The following is a 15,959-nucleotide window of genomic DNA, read 5'->3' on the forward strand; positions in this document are numbered from 1 at the left end:
GCTTATAGGACGGTTGACGATGAATGTGTTGTCCCCCGCCCCCCGATGATCGTCCTCCACCCGACCACTGCCGTCCTTGCCGGCGCCGTCATCCTGGCGCTGATCGTCGGCGGGGTTGTGTTGCTGGTGGCCGGATGGCGGGCGCGGACGGAAGCGGGCGCGGCGGTGGCGGGGCGTGATGCGCTGGAGGCGTTGCTGGCGGCGGCGCCGATGCAGCCGGTGGTGGTGCGCCCCGACGGCGCGGTGGAAATGGCGCCGCGCGTCGCCGACTGGCTGGGGCTGTCGGCGACGCCCACCTATCTTCAGGAACTGGACGCGGCCGGCTGGGGTATCGAAAGCGCCGAGGCGCAGGCGCTGGTCCATGACCTGACGGCGTGTCAGCGGTCGGCGCGTGGCTTCGTGCGGACGGTCCATGCGCGCGGCGGCGGGCGCACGCTGACTGCGCAGGGCGAGCGGCGCGGCGATGCGGTCATCATCTGGTTCTACGATTCGACGGCGACCGAGGGCGAGATGCGGCGCCTGCGCAGCGAGTTCAACGGGCTGTCCGATGCGTTCGAGGCGCTGACCGGGCTGGTCGAGGCCGCGCCGTTGCCGATGTGGTATCGCGACCACGATTTGCGGTTGGCGATGGTCAACAGCGCCTATGTCACCGCGGTGGAGGGCGGCGATGCCGCCGATGTCGTCGGCCGCGGCGTGGAACTGGTTGAGGGATCTGGGCAGGGCGGCCCGGCGGCCGGCGCGGCGGCGGCGCAGGGCGCCGGGCGGCCGCAAAGCCGCGTGCTGCCCGCGACGATCGGCGGCGCGCGCCGCTCGCTGATGATCCATGACGTGCCGCTGCCGGTCGGCGGCGTCGCGGGCTATGCGATCGATATCGAGGAGTTGGAGCAGGCGCATGCGCGTGAACGCCGGTTCGCGGATGCGCAGCGGGCGATGCTGGACCGGTTGTCGGCGGGGGTGGCACAGTTCGCGCGCGATCGCAGTCTGGTGTTCTGCAACCAGCCGTTCCGGCGGATGTTCGCGATGCGCCGCGAGTGGCTGGCCGATCGGCCCGAGTTCGACCGTGTGATGGAACGGATGCGTGAGGCCAATCGCGTGCCCGAGGTGCGCGACTTTCCGGGTTGGAAGGCCGAGCGGCGCGGCTGGTTCGTCCAGGCGGAGGGCGCGATCGAGGAAAATTGGCATCTGCCGGGCGGCACGCATCTGCGCGTCGTGGCGCAGCAATTGCCCGACGGCGGGCTGCTTCTGATCTTCGAGGATCGTACCGAACAGGTGCAGCTGGCGAGCGCGCGCGACACGTTGCTGCGCGTGCGCACCGCGACCTTCGACAATCTGTTCGCGGCGCTGGGCGTGTTTTCCGCCGACGGCAGATTGCAGTTGTGGAACAACAGGTTCCGCGCGCTGTGGGACGTCGAGGAGGAGTTCCTGAGTGCGCATCCGCGCGTCGACGCCATTGCGGAGAAGGTGGCGCCCAAGCTCGCCAACCCGCGCCGCGCGCGGCAGATCGCCGAGCTGGTGCGCGTCGCCACCGCCGAGCGGCAGCAGCGCGCGGGGCATATCTCCTTGTCGGACGGGCGGCATTTCGAGTTCGCCGCCGTGCCTTTGCCCGACGGCAACGCGCTGTTCACGATGCTGGACATCACCGACAGCCGCGCGATGGAGCAGGCGCTGCGCGATCGCAACGACGCGCTGGAGGCGGCGGACCGGGTGAAGACGCAGTTCGTCGCCAATATGAGCTACGAATTGCGCACCCCGCTGACGTCGATCAGCGGTTTTGCGGAGATGCTGCACGGTGGCTACGCCGGGGAGATGTCGTCCGACGCGATCGGTTACCTCGACGCGATCCTGGATTCGGTCGAGCGGTTGGGGCTGTTGATCGACGATGTGCTGGATCTGACGTCGACGGGGACGGGGGCACGGCCGCTGGAGAAGGGCGATATCGACGTCGGAGCGGTGGCGCGGGCTGCGGCGGACGCGGTGCGCAGCTCCGCCAAGCGCCATCACGTCGAGCTGGCGGTGGAGATTCAACGCTCTTCAGGGCGGCTTACAGGCGATGCTCGGCGTATCCGCGAGGTGGTGGAACACCTGCTGCGGCATGCATTGAGCGCGTCGCGGGCGCAGGGGCGCGTGCTGTTGCACGTGGACGGGAACGCCAAAGCGGCGCGAATCGTGGTGTCCGACGACGGTGCGGGCATGTCCCCGGAGGTTGCCGCACGCGCGTTCGACCGTTTCGCGCAGGAAGGCGTCGCCGCCGGGGGCGAGCGCGCGCTCGGCCTGGGCCTGCCGCTGGCAAAACAATTCGTCGAGGCGCATGGCGGGACTATCCAGCTGGTCAGCGAGCCGGGCGAGGGATCGCTGGTGACCGTGGAGCTGCCGCGGCGATGACCAGCGGTGAGCTGGCGCTGGCGGACGTCGCGGCGACCGAGGCGCTGGGCGCGCGGCTGGCGCCGCTGCTGCGCGCGGGCGACGTCGTGACGCTGTCGGGCGGGCTGGGCGCGGGCAAGACCAGCTTCGCGCGCGGCGTGCTGGCGGCGCTGGGTCTGGAGGAGGAGGCGCCGAGTCCGACGTTCGCGATCGTCCAGCCCTATGCCCCGCCCGAGGTGCGGCTGCCGGTGCTGCACATCGACCTGTACCGGCTGGACGACCCGCGCGAGATGGACGAGCTGGGCATCGACGAGGCGCTGGCGGATTCCGCTTTGCTGGTCGAATGGCCCGAGCGTGCGGGCGCGGGCCACTGGCCGGATGCGCTGGCACTGACCCTTCATGCGACGCCGGACGGCGCGCGTCGCTTGACTTGGACGGCGCCGGCGGCATGGGAAGCGCGATGGCCATCCCGATGACCCCGCCCGATGGCGCGGCGGACTTTCTGACCCTTCACGGCTGGACCGGCGCGCGGATCGACCCGCTGGCCGGCGATGCCTCGTTCCGGCGATACTTCCGCGTCCATGACGGCGCGCGGCGCGCGATCCTGATGGATGCGCCTCCGCCGCACGAAGACCCGCGCCCGTTCGTCACGATGGCGCGCTGGCTGGCGGAGCGATCGTTCGCGGCCCCGGCGATCCTGGCGCTGGACCTGGACCGCGGGCTGGTGCTGCTGGAGGATTTCGGCGACGACCGGCTGCGCGAGGCGGCGGATGCCGACGCCGTGGCCACCGTGCCGCTGTATGAGGCGGCGGTCGACCTGCTGGTGGCGCTGCGCGCGCATCCGGCGAGCGAGCTGCGCGCCTATGACCGCGCCGAATTGCAGCGCGAGGCGGGGCTGCTGACCGAATGGTATTGCCCTGCGGTGGGCGCGGCGGCCGATGTCGCGGGCTATCGCGCGGCATGGGATGCGGTGCTGGACCGGGCGGAACCGCTGATCCCGGTCGCGGTGCTGCGTGACTATCACGCCGAGAACCTGATGCTGGTCGGGCCGGAGCGGCGCATGGGGCTGCTGGATTTCCAGGACGCGCTGGCCGGGCATCCGGCCTATGACCTGGTCAGCCTGTTGCAGGATGCGCGGCGCGACGTCGATCCCGCGCTGGAGGATCGGATGCTGGCGCGGTATCGCGCCGCGACCGGCGAGGGGGATTCGTTCATGGACGCGTATCACGTGCTGGGCGCGCAGCGGAACGCGAAGATCATCGGCATCTTCACGCGGTTGTGGAAGCGCGACGGCAAGCCGCGCTATCCGGCGCTGTGCCCGCGCGTGTGGGGTTACCTGGAGCGCGACCTGACGCATCCGGTGCTGGCGCCGGTCGCCCGCTGGTTCGACGACAATCTGCCGCCCGAATGGCGCGGCGACCCGATGGCAATCGCGACCGCACGGGGGCTGGCATGAGCCGGCCGCGCTACATCCGCCCCGATCCCGGCGCGCGCGTGCCGGCGACCGCGATGATCATGGCCGCGGGCATCGGCAAGAGGATGCGCCCGCTGACCGCGACGCGGCCCAAGCCGCTGATCGAGGTGGCGGGTCGCACGCTGCTGGACCATGTGTTCGACCGGCTGCGCGCCGCGGGCGTCGCGCGTGCGGTGGTCAACGTCCATTACCTTGCCGACGCGCTGGAGGCGCACCTGCGCCACCGCGTCAAGGATATCGAGGTGATCGTATCCGACGAACGCGCGGCGTTGATGGAGACTGGCGGCGGACTGGTGCAGGCGCGCGAGCTGCTGGGCGACGAGCCGTTCCTGGTCGTCAACAGCGACAATTTCTGGCTGGACGGCCCCACCGACGCGATCCGCCAACTGGCCGCGCGGTGGAACGACGATGCGATGGACGCGCTGCTGCTGCTGGTCCCCTATGCCCGCGCGCACAATCACGGCGGGCAGGGCGATTTCCATCTGGATGCCGCCGGGCGGATCACCGGGCGGCGCAAGCCGGGGCGGGTCGCGCCGTTCGTCTATACCGGGGTGCAGATCGTGTCGCCGCGGCTGATCCGCGACTGGCCCGAGGGACCGTTTTCCACGAACCTGTTCTGGGATCGCGCGATCGCGGCGGGGCGCGCCTATGGCCTGGTGCATCAGGGTTTGTGGTCGGAGGTCAACGTGCCGGGCGCGATCGCGCGGACCGAGGCGATGCTGGCCGATGGCTGATGCGCGGGGCGGGCGGCGCTGAATGGGCGGCCCGCGCCTCTATACGATCCCGGCGCATCGCGCATTCGCCGATGCGCTGGCCGGGGGGCTGATCCGCCGGTTCGGCGGCGATCGCATGGCGCTGGCGCGCGGCATCGTGCTGGTTCCGAACAATCGCGGTGCGCTGGCGGTGAACGAGGCGTTCGTGCGCGCCAGCGGCGGCGCGCTGCTGCTGCCGCGGATCGTCGCGGTGGGGGGCGAGGATCTGGAGGCGGCGGTGGGGGCGGCGCTGGACCCCGCCGATGCGGTGCCGCCGCTACCGCCGGCGATCGACCCGCTGCAACGCCGCATGATCCTGGCGCGGCTGGTCGAGGAGGAACGTGCGGGCGCGGGCCGCCCGGTCGATGCGGCGGAGGCGGTGCGGCTGGCGGGCGAGCTGGCGCGCACGATGGACCAGTTGATCGTCGAGGGGATCGACCCGCGCCGGCTGGCGGAGATCGACCCGGGAGAAGGGCTGTCGGCGCATTGGGAAACCGCGCTGCGGCTGTTCCGCATCGTGCTGGACCGCTGGCCCGCCGAGCGTGCGGCGCTGGGACGGATCGACGCGGCGGAGCGGCGCGTGACGCTGCTGGACCGGCAGGCGGAGCGCTGGCGGCAGGCGGCGCCGGCGGGCTTCGTGTGCGCCGCCGGGGTGACCGATCCGGCGCCGGCGGTGGCGCGGCTGCTGCGCACGGTCGCCGACCTGCCGCAGGGGATGGTGGTGTTCGCGGACCTGGACCTGTCGCTGCCCGAGGAGGAATGGGAGGCGCTGGGGCCGCACGCGCCCGACCCCGCCACGGGGCTGCGCCGCCGGTCGATCGAGGTGCATCCGCAATTCCACCTGAAATTGCTGCTGGAACGCATGGGCGTGGCGCGCGGCGAGGTGGCGCGCTGGACCGACGCGAGCGAGCATGACGCCACCGCGGCGCGCGGGCGCGCGATCGCCAATGCGCTGACCCCGGCGGCGTTCACGGCGAAATGGACGCAGCTGGATGCAGCGGGGCGGCGGCTGACCGGGGTGGAGGCGGCCGAACTCGCCAATCCGGCCGAGGAGGCGCAGGCGATCGCGCTGGTCCTGCGCGAGGCGCTGGAGGAACCGGGGCGGACCGCCGCGCTGGTCACCCCCGATCGTGCGCTGGCGCGGCGCGTGGCGGCGCATTGCCGGCGCTGGGACATCACGGTGGACGACAGCGCGGGGCGTCCGTTGGCGATCCTGCCGCCGGGCACGCTGCTGACCGCGATCGCGGAGGCGGCGGCGCAGGATTTCGCGCCGATGGCGTTGCTGACGCTGCTGAAACATCCACTGGTGCGAAGCGGCGCGGAGCGGGCGGCGTGGCTGGACGCGGTGCGGCAATTGGATCGCGCGCTGCGCGGGCCGCGCCCGGCGCCGGGGCTGGACGGGATCGACCGGCACCTGCGCGACGCGCCGGAGCGCGAGCGCGCGATCCGCGCCGCGGCGCTGCCGGGGTGGCAGGCGATGCGCGTCCTGCTGGAGCCGATCGCGGCGGTGTTCGGCGACGGGGCGGCGACGCTTCCGCGGCTGGTCGCGTGCCTGCGCGAGGCGGCGGACCGGCTGGCGGGGGAGGCGGCGTGGAGCGGCCCGGCCGGGCGCGCCGCCGCCGACCTGCTGGCCGCGCTGGAGGAACAGGCCGCGCATGGCCCGCGCCGGGTGACGCCAGCGGGGTTCGTGCCGCTGCTGCGGCTGTTGATGGACGAGGTGGCGATCCGCGCCCGCCCGCGCGAGGGGCATCCGCGCATCGCCATCTACGGCCTGATCGAGGCGCGGCTGCAATCGGCGGACGTGATGGTGCTGTCGGGCTTGAACGAGGGGGTGTGGCCGGGCAGCCCCGCGCCCGACCCGTGGCTGGCGCCGCGCATCCGCGCCGAACTGGGCCTGCCGGGGCTGGAGCGCGGGATCGGCGTCGCCGCACATGATTTCGCGCAGGGACTGGGCGCGCCGCGCGTCGTGCTGACGCGCAGCCGCCGCGACGCGCGCTCGCCCGCGCTCGCCTCGCGCTTCTGGTTGCGGCTGGAGGCGATGGCGGGTGACCGCTTTCCGCGTGCGACGGCGCTGGAGGGGTGGACGCGCGCGCTCGACCGCGCGGGGACGCCCGTGCCGGCGGCGCGCCCGGCGCCGCTGCCGCCCGCGGCGCTGCGCCCCGACGTCATATCGGTGACCGAGGTGGACCGGCTGAAGGCCGATCCGTTTGCCTTCTACGCGCGGCGCATCCTGAAGCTGATGCCGCTAGACGCGGTGGATGCCGATCCCAGCGCGGCGTGGCGCGGCACCGCCGTCCATGCGGTGCTGGAGGCATGGGCGCGCGACGATGCGTGCGACCCCGACCGGCTGCTGCCGCGGGCGGTCGCGCTGCTCGACGATCCGGCCGCGCACCCGCTGCTGCGCGCGCTGTGGCAGCCGCGGCTGATCGCGGCGTTCGAATGGATCGCCGGCCGCACGCTGGAGGATCGCGCGGCGGGTCGCGAGGTGCTGGCGGTGGAGGGGCGCGGCGAGGCGGTGGTGGCGGGCATCCGCCTGAACGGGCGGTTCGACCGGATCGACCGGATGCCCGACGGAGGCCTCGGCATCGTCGATTACAAGACCGGCAAGGCGCCGTCGGTCGCGGCGGTCAGGGGCGGGTTCAACCTGCAACTAGGGCTGCTGGGCGCGATCGCCGAGGCGGGCGGATTCGACGGGGTGCGCGGCACCGCGACCGCGTTCGAATATTGGTCGCTGGCGAAGAAGGGCGACACGTTCGGCGCGGTCTCCAGCCCTGCCGATCCGGCGGGCAAGGGCGGACGGATCGTCACCGACGATTTCGTGCGCGCCGCGCGCGACAGCTTCGCCGAGGCGGCCGCGCGCTGGCTGACCGGGGAGGAGCCGTTCGTCGCCAAGCTGCACCCCGAATTCGCGCCTTATGCGGAATATGACCAGCTGATGCGCCGCGACGAATGGTACGGGCGCGACCGATGAGCGCGGGGAACACGATCCGCCCGCTGCCGGTGCTGAAGGGCGAGCAGCTGCGCGCCAGCCGGCCGGAGGCGCATGTGTGGCTGTCCGCGTCCGCCGGGACGGGCAAGACGCAGGTGCTGGCGGCGCGGGTGTTCCGCCTGCTGCTGCGCGGGGTGGAGCCGGCGGCGATCCTGTGCCTGACCTTCACCAAGGCGGGTGCGGCGGAGATGGCGGCACGCGTCAACCGCCAGCTGGCGTCATGGGTGCGGATGGCCGACACCGATCTGGGTGCGGACCTGATCGCGCTGGGCGAGCGGCCGACCCCCGCGCTGGTGGCGCGCGCACGCACGTTGTTCGCCAAGGTGCTGGACGCGCCGGGCGGCGGCCTGCGCATCCAGACGATCCACGGTTTCTGCCAGAGCCTGCTGGCGGCCTTTCCGATCGAGGCGGGGCTGGTCCCCGGTTTCCGCCCGATCGAACCGCGCGAGGAGGCGCTGCTGCGGCGGCAGGCGCTGTCGGACCTGCTGGTCGAGGCCGAGCGCGAGGGGCGGCATGCGCCGGTCGAGACGATCGGGCGGCTGAGCCTGCGGCTGGGGGAACAGGGCGCCGAGCAGTTCCTGGCGGAATGTTCGCGCGCGGGCGCGGCGCTGGAGGTGCTGCCGGCCGGGATCGCGCCGTTCATCCGCCGCGCGCTCGACCTGCCGGCGGGTGATATCGAGGCGGCGGTCGCGGCGGGATGCGCGGCGCTGGACGATGACGCGATCGGGCGGATCGGGGCGGCGAACCGCGCCTGGGGCACCGCGACCGGCAGCGGCTTCGCCGACACGATTGCGCGCTGGCTGACGGCGGACGAAGGCGCGCGCGTCGCGATGCTGGCGGACCTGATGAACGTCGTGCGCACCGGCAAGGGCGATCCGCGCAAGGCATCGGCCAAGCTGATCGCCGCCGAGCCGGATTACGAAGCGCTGGCCGCGCAACTGGGCGAGGAATGCGCCGAACTGCTGTCGCTGCGCGTGCGCGCCGCCTATGCCGACCTGCTGGGCGCCGCGCTGGAGGTCGGGCGCGACTATGCGCGTGGATACGAGGCGGCGAAGCGGCGCGCGGGGGCGGTCGATTTCGACGATCTGATCGGCGCGGCGGTGGCGCTGTTGCAGCAGGAGGGGATCGGTGAATGGATCCGCTACAAGCTGGACCAGGTCACCGAACATGTTCTGGTCGATGAGGCGCAGGACACAAATGTCGCGCAATGGACGATCATCCGCGCGCTGGTGGACGAATATTTCGTCGGGCGCGGCGTCTATGCCCCGTCGGTGCGCACGCTGTTCACGGTCGGCGACCTGAAACAGGCGATCTTCGGCTTCCAGGGCACCGATCCGTTGTTCTTCCAGGCCGCCGAACGCTATTTCGCGGACAAGGCGCAGGAGGTCGCGGGCGACGAGCTGATGCCCGAAGACGAGCGCGGGCTGCCGTTCGACCGGCTGTCGCTGACCGATTCGTTCCGCTCCACCGCGCCGGTGCTGGAATTCGTCGACGCTGCGATCGACACGGTCGGCGCGGCGGGGCTGGGCGCGGCCGATGCCATCCCGCCGCACGCCAGCCGCGTCGCGGGGCCGGGCGAGGTGGCGCTGTGGCCGGTGATCGCGGCGGGCGCGGGCGAGGCGGAGGATGCCGGCGAGGAAGGCTGGATCGACGATGCGGTGCGCGACAATGCCGCGCGGATCGCGAAGACCGTCCGCCGCTGGCTGGACGACGGACTGATCCTGGAAAGCAAGGGCCGCGCGCTGCGCCCCGAGGACGTCATGATCCTGGTGAAACGGCGCGGCGAGCTGGCGCAGCTGCTGGTCGCGCGCCTGTATGCTGAGGGCGTGCCGGTGGCGGGGGTCGACCGGCTGCGGCTGTCGGCGCCGCTGGCGGTGCAGGACCTGCTGGCGGCGGTGCGGTTCGTGTTGCAGCCGGAGGACGACCTGTCGCTGGCCAGCCTGCTGGTTTCGCCGTTGATCGGCTGGACGCAGGAGGAATTGCTGGCGCGCGCCGCGCCGCGCAAAGGCGCGCTGTGGCCGCACCTGCGCCGTACCTGCGCCCCCGACCTGCTGGCGCCGATCGAGACGCTGCTGGCGCGCGCGGATTTCGACACGCCGTACCGGTTCCTGGAGATGATCCTGTCCGGGCCGATGGACGGGCGGCGGCGGCTGCTGGCGCGGCTGGGCGAGGAAGCGCGCGATCCGATCGAGGAATTGCTGAACGCTGCGCTGGATTTCGAAACCAATGCGACGCCGTCGCTCCAGCGGTTCCTCGACTGGTTCGAGCGTGACGAGGTGGAGATCGTCCGCGATGCCGCCGCGCCGCTGGACGCGGTACGCGTGATGACCGCGCACGGATCGAAGGGATTGCAGGCCCCAGTCGTGATCCTGGCGGATGCGACGTCAGACCCGGATTCCGCGCCGCGATCGACGCTGTCGTGGACGCCCGACGGCATGGACCGCGCGCTGCCGGTGTTTCGCCCGCGCAAGGCCGAGCGCGCGGGCGCGATCGACGCGGCGCTGTCCGACGTCGAACGGCGCGAGCGCGAGGAGCATTGGCGGCTGTTCTATGTCGCGGCGACGCGCGCCGAGGAAAAACTGGCGATCGCCGGATCGCTGAGCGCGAAGTGGAACGGCATTCCGCCGGAGGCGAGCTGGTACGCCGCCGCGGCACGGACGCTGGACACGCTGGGCGTCGCCCCGGCGGAGGAGGGCGCGGACGCGGCGCCGCGGGTGTTCCGCGGAACGGCACCGGCGGCGCCGGTGCCGGTACGGGCCGCGCGGGAGGAGGCGATGCCCGCGGGTGCCGACCTGCCATTATGGTCGCGTCGCGTCGCCCCGCGCGCGCAATTGCCGCCACGCCCGCTGTCGCCGTCCGCGGTGGGCGATGACGAGGTGGCTGACCCGCCGCCGACTCCGGCGATGCGCGCGGCCGCCGAACGCGGGCAATTGATGCACGCACTGTTCGAGCGTCTGCCCGCCCTGTCCGCCGGGCAGCGCGCGGCTGCGGCGGAGGCGTGGCTGGCGGCACGCGGGGTCGAGGATCGCGCGGCGATCATCGCGCCGGTGCTGGCGGTGATGCAGGATGCCGCCTTCGCCGACCTGTTCGCGCCCGACGTGCTTGTGGAGGCGCCGATCAGCGCGACCCTGCCGTCCGGCCGGGTGATCGCGGGGACGATCGACCGATTGCTGGTGGCGGACGGTATGGTCCGCGTCATCGACTACAAGACCGCGCGGCGCGTCCCCGCCGACGCCGCGGAGGTGCCGGAGTTCCACGTGCGGCAGATGGCCGCTTATCATGCGGCGCTGGAAGTAATCTTTCCGGGGCATGTGATCGAGGCGGCGTTGCTCTACACCGCCGGGCCGCGACTGGTGACGCTGTCGCCCGATGCGTTGGCGGCGGCGAAGGCGCGCTTTGCGGGGCCGGAGCAAAGCTTGCCCGACGGTGGTTGAGCGAGCGGCACGCGCACCCTAGCTTGCGATCCATCAAGGAGACAGACATGGCCACCAAGACGATCACCGACGCCAGCTTTCACGACGACGTCATCAGCGCCGACAAACCCGTGCTGGTCGATTTCTGGGCGGAATGGTGCGGCCCGTGCAAGATGATCGGTCCGTCGCTGGAGGAGATCAGCGACGAACTGGGCGAGCAGGTGACGATCGCCAAGCTGAACATCGACGAAAATCCGGATGCGCCGGGCCGCTATGGCGTGCGCGGCATTCCGACCATGATCCTGTTCAAGGGCGGCGCGCCTGCCGCGACCAAGGTGGGGGCGGAGCCGAAGGGACGGATCAAAGCCTGGCTCGAAGGCGAATTGTAAGGGCGCAGCGGACGGACGGCGGCAGGTGATGTCGCCGCCCGTCTGCGCGGCGTACCACTCCCGGGCGGGAAGACGGTTGCGCGACGTGGCAAGCCACGCGCCGACGTCGCGCGAGACGCCCGCGGCATATGCCTCCAGTTCGGATTACCCGCATTGGGCGTTCTAACCCGTTTGCGGTATGAGGCGTACCCACCATGGTGGCATCGACACTTGCAGCCGCGTCGAGGGCGGTGTCGATGGAGTAATGGTGAGGATGAACCCGGGCAGCGACCATGAGATATCGCCGATGCGAGCGTTATCCTTCGACCGGCTCCACCAGTTCGCGATATTCCAGAAAACGATCGAACAGGTCCAGCGGCCGCCATCCGATAGCGTGCGCGATCTCGCAAAATTCCACCACGTCAACGCGCCGTTCGCCGCGCTCGATCAGCGAGACGAACGGCTGCGGCTTTCCCAGCGTGCGCGCCAGTTCAACCTGCGTGATCCCGGCATCGCGACGCGCCTGGGCAAGCAGCCGGGCAAGCTGGCGCGCGTCGTGAGTGAAGAGCGACTTTGCCAAGTGCGTGCATCCGATCCTCCTATTCCCTTACGGTCGCTGCTCTGATATACGATTTTCGTATAATGCGGTGGGCGCCGGGATATGAATGACTTAGACGAGGAATCGACCCACCGGCCGGCGCGCGTGCTGCACGTCGTGGCGTGGATGATGATCGGGTGGCTCGGTGGCGTGATGTGGCGGGAGGCGATCGAGCTGATTTTCCGGCTGATCTGACCCCGAACGGGACGCGGGCGGCCAGCGTTTGTTGCGCAAATGTCGTTCTCCTCTGGTCATTTGCCCGGAATAGATCGGCCAGAGGCGTGATGGTCAGGACAGGGGCGGATCGGCGCGGACGCGGACGGGCGGGGGCGCCGATCGCGGAGGGCTTCTGGCGTGCGCTGCATGGCCAGCAATCCTGGGACGACGCGGTAGGCGGGCTGTCGTGGCGGTTCGACAGGCCCTTCGGCGACGTCGCGGTCGCTGGGCCGCGTGCCGAGATCGACCATATTCGCATCTACAATGTCTCGAAGGTCGGTGTGGCAGATGTCCTGAGCCACGACGTCTATTCGCCGGTAACGAACCCGCGGATCGGCGCGCGGCGGCGGCGCGTTATCCGCGGCGAGCGTGATGATGACGATCGCCGGGCGACCGCTGGGCGAGGATCATGCCGCGGCGCTCCGCGACGGTTTCGACATGACACGCGCCGAAACCGCGGTGGTGATGGGACTGGCGGCGGGGCTGGACCTGCAGTCGATCGCGCGCGACCGCTGCGTGTCGTATGCGCGATCCGCGTACAGTTGCGCGCGGCGATGGCGAAGACCGCCACCAACCGTCAGTCGGAGCTGGTCGCGCTGGTTTCCGCGCTGTTCCGCTAACGGGCGGCGGTGCCGTCAGCTGCGATAATCGGCGTTGATCGAGATGTAGCCGTGCGTCAGGTCGCACGTCCACACCGTCGCGCGGCCTTCGCCCAGCCCCAGGTCGACGCCGATCGCGACGTCCTGCCCCTTCAAATGCGCGGCGACGGGGGCTTCGTCATAGCCCTCCACCGCCAGCCCGCCCTCGGCCACCTGTGTCGCGCCGAAGCGGATCGACAGGCGGTCGCGCTCGGCCGGCTCGCCCGCCTTGCCCACCGCCATGACGATGCGGCCCCAATTGGCATCCTCTCCCGCGATCGCGGTCTTCACCAGCGGGGAATTGGCGATCGACATCGCGATGCGATGCGCCGACGCGTCGCTCTCGGCGCCCTCCACCGCGATCTCGATCAGTTTCGACGCGCCCTCGCCGTCGCGCACGACCAGCAGCGCGAGCTGGCGGCAGACGTCGGCCAGCGCGGCGCGGAAGGCATCGGCGCCGTTGCTGTCGTCACCCGACAGCGGCGCGTTGCCCGCCGCGCCGGTGGCGAAGGCGAGCACGGTGTCGCTGGTCGAGGTGTCGCTGTCGACCGTGATGCACGAAAAGGTGCGCGTATTCGCTGCCGACAGCGCGGCCTGGAGGAACGGCGCCTCCACCGCGGCGTCGGTGAAGATGAAGCCAAGCATCGTCGCCATATCCGGCGCGATCATCCCCGAGCCCTTGATGATCGCGGCGATCGTGACGGTCCGCCCGTCGACCACCGCGGTGGCCATCGCCCCCTTGGGATAGGTGTCGGTCGTGCCGATCGTCTCGGCCGCGGCGCACCAGTCGGCGGCGGGTGCGGCATAAGCGGCGGCAAGCCCGGCCTGCGCCTTGTCGATCGGCAGCGGTACGCCGATGACGCCGGTGGAGGCGACGAACACGTCGGACGGGCGACACCCGAGATGCGCCGCGGTCTGCGCCGCGATCGCCTCCACCGCGGCGCGCCCGCGATGACCGGTGAAGGCGTTCGAATTGCCCGCGTTCACCACCAAAGCGCGCGCCTCGCCCAGCACCAGCGCCTGGCGGCACCATTCCACCTCCGGTGAGGGACATTTCGACTGCGTCGTCACGCCCGCGACGGTGGTGCCGGGCGCCAGCTCCACGAACGTCAGGTCGCAGCGGTCCCAGTCCTTGTACCGCGCCCGCGCGACGCGCAGCGTGACCCCCGCGACCGGCGGCATGGTGGGGAAGGGCAGGGCGAGCGGGGAGATGGACACCGACATGGCCCCGCCATAAACCCGGCGACGGTGGGGGCAAGAGTGCTGCGATGGATACGCTGGAGGATCTGAGCCGGCGTAGCGGATCGGGAACGGTCGGCGCGCCGCCGGCTTCGTCGCCATCGGGCCGCCGCCGCTTCGTCGGCAATGGGCGCGGGGTGATGCTAGGCGTGCTGGCGATCGTCGCGATCCTGACGGTCGCGCGGCTGGTGACAATGGTCTGGCTGCTGGATGCGGGCTGGGCATGGAGCCTGCGCCAGCCGCTGCCGCCGGCGGTCGACCGCTGGATGTTCCCGGGCCCGCGCGCGCCCGTTCCGCTCGATCGGGCGACGTGGCTGACGTCGGCCGATTATGCCGATGACGCCGATGACGCTCCGTGGTGGCAGCGGATCGAGCCGAGCGTGATAGGGCTGCGCGTGTCGCCGGAAGGAAAGGTGCAGGATTGCTGGACCGAACGGACCAGCGGCAGCGCGCAGCTTAACGATCTTGCGTGCGAGCGGATCATGCAGCGCGCGCGGTTCGTCCCCGCCTATGATGCCAACGGTCGCGCTGTGGCGGTGGATATCCGCCAACGGATCAACTGGATCGCCCGCCCGTATCGGATAGAGCCGCGTGAGTGGAGCTACACGATCGACATGCCCGCGCATGGCGGCGCGTTGCGCTGCGACGCGATCATGGATGGCGAGCGCCTGGCCGTTTCTGCCAAGGAGTGCGAGCGTGAGCGTGAATGGGTACAACCGCTGCGTCGGCAGACCGGTCTGTCGGGCGCGCTTCGTATTACGGTCCGGACACGGTCGGCCGTCCGGTCCGGTGCGCCGCCCGCGCCACTGCCGCCCCCGCCGGCGCGCGCGCAGGTCGTGGAGGAAAACCGGCTGTGGATGCGGGTGGACTCCGACGGCACGGCGCATGATTGTCGCGACGAGCATATCGCGGGGGATCGGTGGGCGCCACCGGGCCGCAATCCATGCACGCTCGAACGACGGGTGGTGTCCCCGGCGACGGAAAGGGATCAGCAATGGGTGATACAGCGCCGCGTGATGGTGGAAACTACACCGCAGTGGTGACGCCGGCGCACGAGGAGCGTCGCGCGACCGTCCTTGAAGGGCCGGTGTCGCGGCTGGGCCATAGCCTGTTGCCGGCGGTGTTGCTGGCCGTGGGCATGGCATTGCTGGTGGCGATCATCGGCCTGATCGCGGTCGCCGCGCACGACTGGATCGAAGGGCGCCGCGATTTGCGTGCGGCGCAGGATGTCGCTGCCACCCGACGTGCGCCCGGTGGCCCGTCGCCCTCCATCAGCAAGGCGGGGGACGAACTTAGCTGGTTCAGCGCCGACGATTATCCGCGGGAGTCGCTGCGCCGTGACGAGCAGGGCACGGTGACCGTTCGCTGGACGATCGGCGTGGACGGCAGGGTCAGTGAATGTCACGCCGCGCAATCGAGCGGTTTTCCGCGTCTGGATGCGGTGTCCTGCGAGGTGCTGGTGAAGCGCGCACGCTATTATCCGGCGCGCAATGCGCAAGGGCAGCCGATCGCCAGTACGCGGCAGCGCCGTATCACCTGGCGCCTTCCCGAGGCGTGATCCCGTCGCAAAGGTGGACGGCGCCGTGCGCGCGTCCTATGTCCGTCCCCGCAATGAACCTGCTGCTGCTTCTTTCCGCGCTGCTGTCGGCCCTGTCCGGGCTGGGTGGGGGCGTGCGGCAGGCGCCGGTCGCGCAGCAGGCAGTGGCGCAGCAGGTGCGCGACGTCGTGGTGTCGACCGCCGCCGCGCGGGTGGCGCTGCGCCCGGCGCAGCCGAATGCCGCGCTGACGGATGTCGTCGCTGCACCTGTCGTCGCCGTGCTGCGTCTGGCTGCGGCCGAGCCGATCTTCGCGCGGCGCCGGCGCGAATAACGACGCCTCGCCCCACCGGTGGCACCCGCCGGCGATTTGCGA

Annotated in this window: 14 protein-coding genes; 12 read left to right on the forward strand and 2 right to left on the reverse strand. The window is 71.3% G+C overall.

The genetic code is table 11. From position 1 onward, the window contains the following. Positions 1 to 45 precede the first annotated feature (45 nt). The 7 genes from COA17_RS10910 to trxA are packed head-to-tail and all read left to right on the forward strand — an operon-like array spanning position 46 to position 11,378. Positions 46 to 2,382: a sensor histidine kinase gene (locus tag COA17_RS10910; RefSeq protein WP_096612380.1), complete on the forward strand. Its 2,337-nt coding sequence runs from the start codon at positions 46 to 48 to the stop codon at positions 2,380 to 2,382. Beyond that, positions 2,379 to 2,837, forward strand: coding sequence for a tRNA (adenosine(37)-N6)-threonylcarbamoyltransferase complex ATPase subunit type 1 TsaE (gene tsaE, locus COA17_RS10915; protein ID WP_176484875.1), 459 nt, complete (start codon positions 2,379 to 2,381; stop codon positions 2,835 to 2,837). Before COA17_RS10910 ends, tsaE begins: the two co-directional genes overlap by 4 nt. Then, on the forward strand, positions 2,834 to 3,817 hold the full coding sequence (locus tag COA17_RS10920) for an aminoglycoside phosphotransferase family protein (RefSeq protein WP_176484889.1): 984 nt from the start codon (positions 2,834 to 2,836) through the stop codon (positions 3,815 to 3,817). Before tsaE ends, COA17_RS10920 begins: the two co-directional genes overlap by 4 nt. Beyond that, positions 3,814 to 4,569 carry a nucleotidyltransferase family protein gene (locus COA17_RS10925; protein WP_096612382.1) on the forward strand — a complete coding sequence of 252 codons (756 nt, stop codon included), beginning with the start codon at positions 3,814 to 3,816 and terminating at the stop codon, positions 4,567 to 4,569. The genes COA17_RS10920 and COA17_RS10925 overlap by 4 nt, the downstream gene beginning before the upstream one ends. 22 nt (positions 4,570 to 4,591) lie before the next feature. Next, positions 4,592 to 7,558: a double-strand break repair protein AddB gene (gene addB / locus COA17_RS10930; protein WP_096612384.1), complete on the forward strand. Its 2,967-nt coding sequence runs from the start codon at positions 4,592 to 4,594 to the stop codon at positions 7,556 to 7,558. Next, positions 7,555 to 11,010, forward strand: coding sequence for a double-strand break repair helicase AddA (gene addA / locus COA17_RS10935; RefSeq protein WP_096612386.1), 3,456 nt, complete (start codon positions 7,555 to 7,557; stop codon positions 11,008 to 11,010). Before addB ends, addA begins: the two co-directional genes overlap by 4 nt. A 47-nt stretch (positions 11,011 to 11,057) precedes the next feature. Then, entirely contained in the window at positions 11,058 to 11,378 is a 321-nt protein-coding gene (gene trxA / locus COA17_RS10940) for a thioredoxin (RefSeq protein ID WP_066485884.1), read from the forward strand. A gap of 295 nt (positions 11,379 to 11,673) precedes the next feature. Here trxA and COA17_RS10945 read toward each other — a convergent pair whose 3' ends face one another. Then, complete coding sequence (locus COA17_RS10945; protein ID WP_096612388.1) at positions 11,674 to 11,937, reverse strand: helix-turn-helix domain-containing protein; 264 nt, start codon at positions 11,935 to 11,937, stop codon at positions 11,674 to 11,676. An 81-nt stretch (positions 11,938 to 12,018) separates the two neighbouring features. On the opposite strand from COA17_RS10945, the gene COA17_RS20070 reads away from it, so the two are divergent. Together COA17_RS20070 and COA17_RS18800 are read left to right on the forward strand one after the other, a co-directional pair. Further along, complete coding sequence (locus tag COA17_RS20070; RefSeq protein ID WP_281253315.1) at positions 12,019 to 12,150, forward strand: hypothetical protein; 132 nt, start codon at positions 12,019 to 12,021, stop codon at positions 12,148 to 12,150. Between the two features lie 393 nt (positions 12,151 to 12,543). Then, positions 12,544 to 12,819 (forward strand): hypothetical protein, encoded by a 276-nt coding sequence (locus tag COA17_RS18800; protein WP_141397074.1) that lies wholly within the window; start codon positions 12,544 to 12,546, stop codon positions 12,817 to 12,819. Here COA17_RS18800 and argJ read toward each other — a convergent pair. Continuing rightward, positions 12,807 to 14,033, reverse strand: a complete 1,227-nt coding sequence (argJ, locus tag COA17_RS10955) for a bifunctional glutamate N-acetyltransferase/amino-acid acetyltransferase ArgJ (RefSeq protein WP_096612392.1) — start codon at positions 14,031 to 14,033, stop codon at positions 12,807 to 12,809. The genes COA17_RS18800 and argJ overlap by 13 nt on opposite strands. A gap of 164 nt (positions 14,034 to 14,197) precedes the next feature. Between argJ and COA17_RS18805 the strand changes: the two genes are divergently transcribed. From COA17_RS18805 to COA17_RS10965, 3 genes are read left to right on the forward strand one after another with little or no spacing between them, the layout of a single operon-like run. After that, positions 14,198 to 15,091, forward strand: a complete 894-nt coding sequence (locus COA17_RS18805; RefSeq protein WP_176484876.1) for an energy transducer TonB — start codon at positions 14,198 to 14,200, stop codon at positions 15,089 to 15,091. Then, complete coding sequence (locus COA17_RS10960) at positions 15,085 to 15,606, forward strand: energy transducer TonB (RefSeq protein ID WP_176484877.1); 522 nt, start codon at positions 15,085 to 15,087, stop codon at positions 15,604 to 15,606. The genes COA17_RS18805 and COA17_RS10960 overlap by 7 nt, the downstream gene beginning before the upstream one ends. Before the next feature lie 38 nt (positions 15,607 to 15,644). Continuing rightward, the gene (locus COA17_RS10965) at positions 15,645 to 15,917 is read left to right on the forward strand and encodes a hypothetical protein (protein WP_245857695.1); all 273 of its coding nucleotides are present in this window, start codon (positions 15,645 to 15,647) and stop codon (positions 15,915 to 15,917) included. The last annotated feature ends 42 nt before the right edge of the window (positions 15,918 to 15,959 follow it).

The sequence above is a fragment of the Sphingomonas ginsenosidimutans genome (genome assembly GCF_002374835.1).
Lineage (GTDB): Bacteria > Pseudomonadota > Alphaproteobacteria > Sphingomonadales > Sphingomonadaceae > Sphingomonas > Sphingomonas ginsenosidimutans.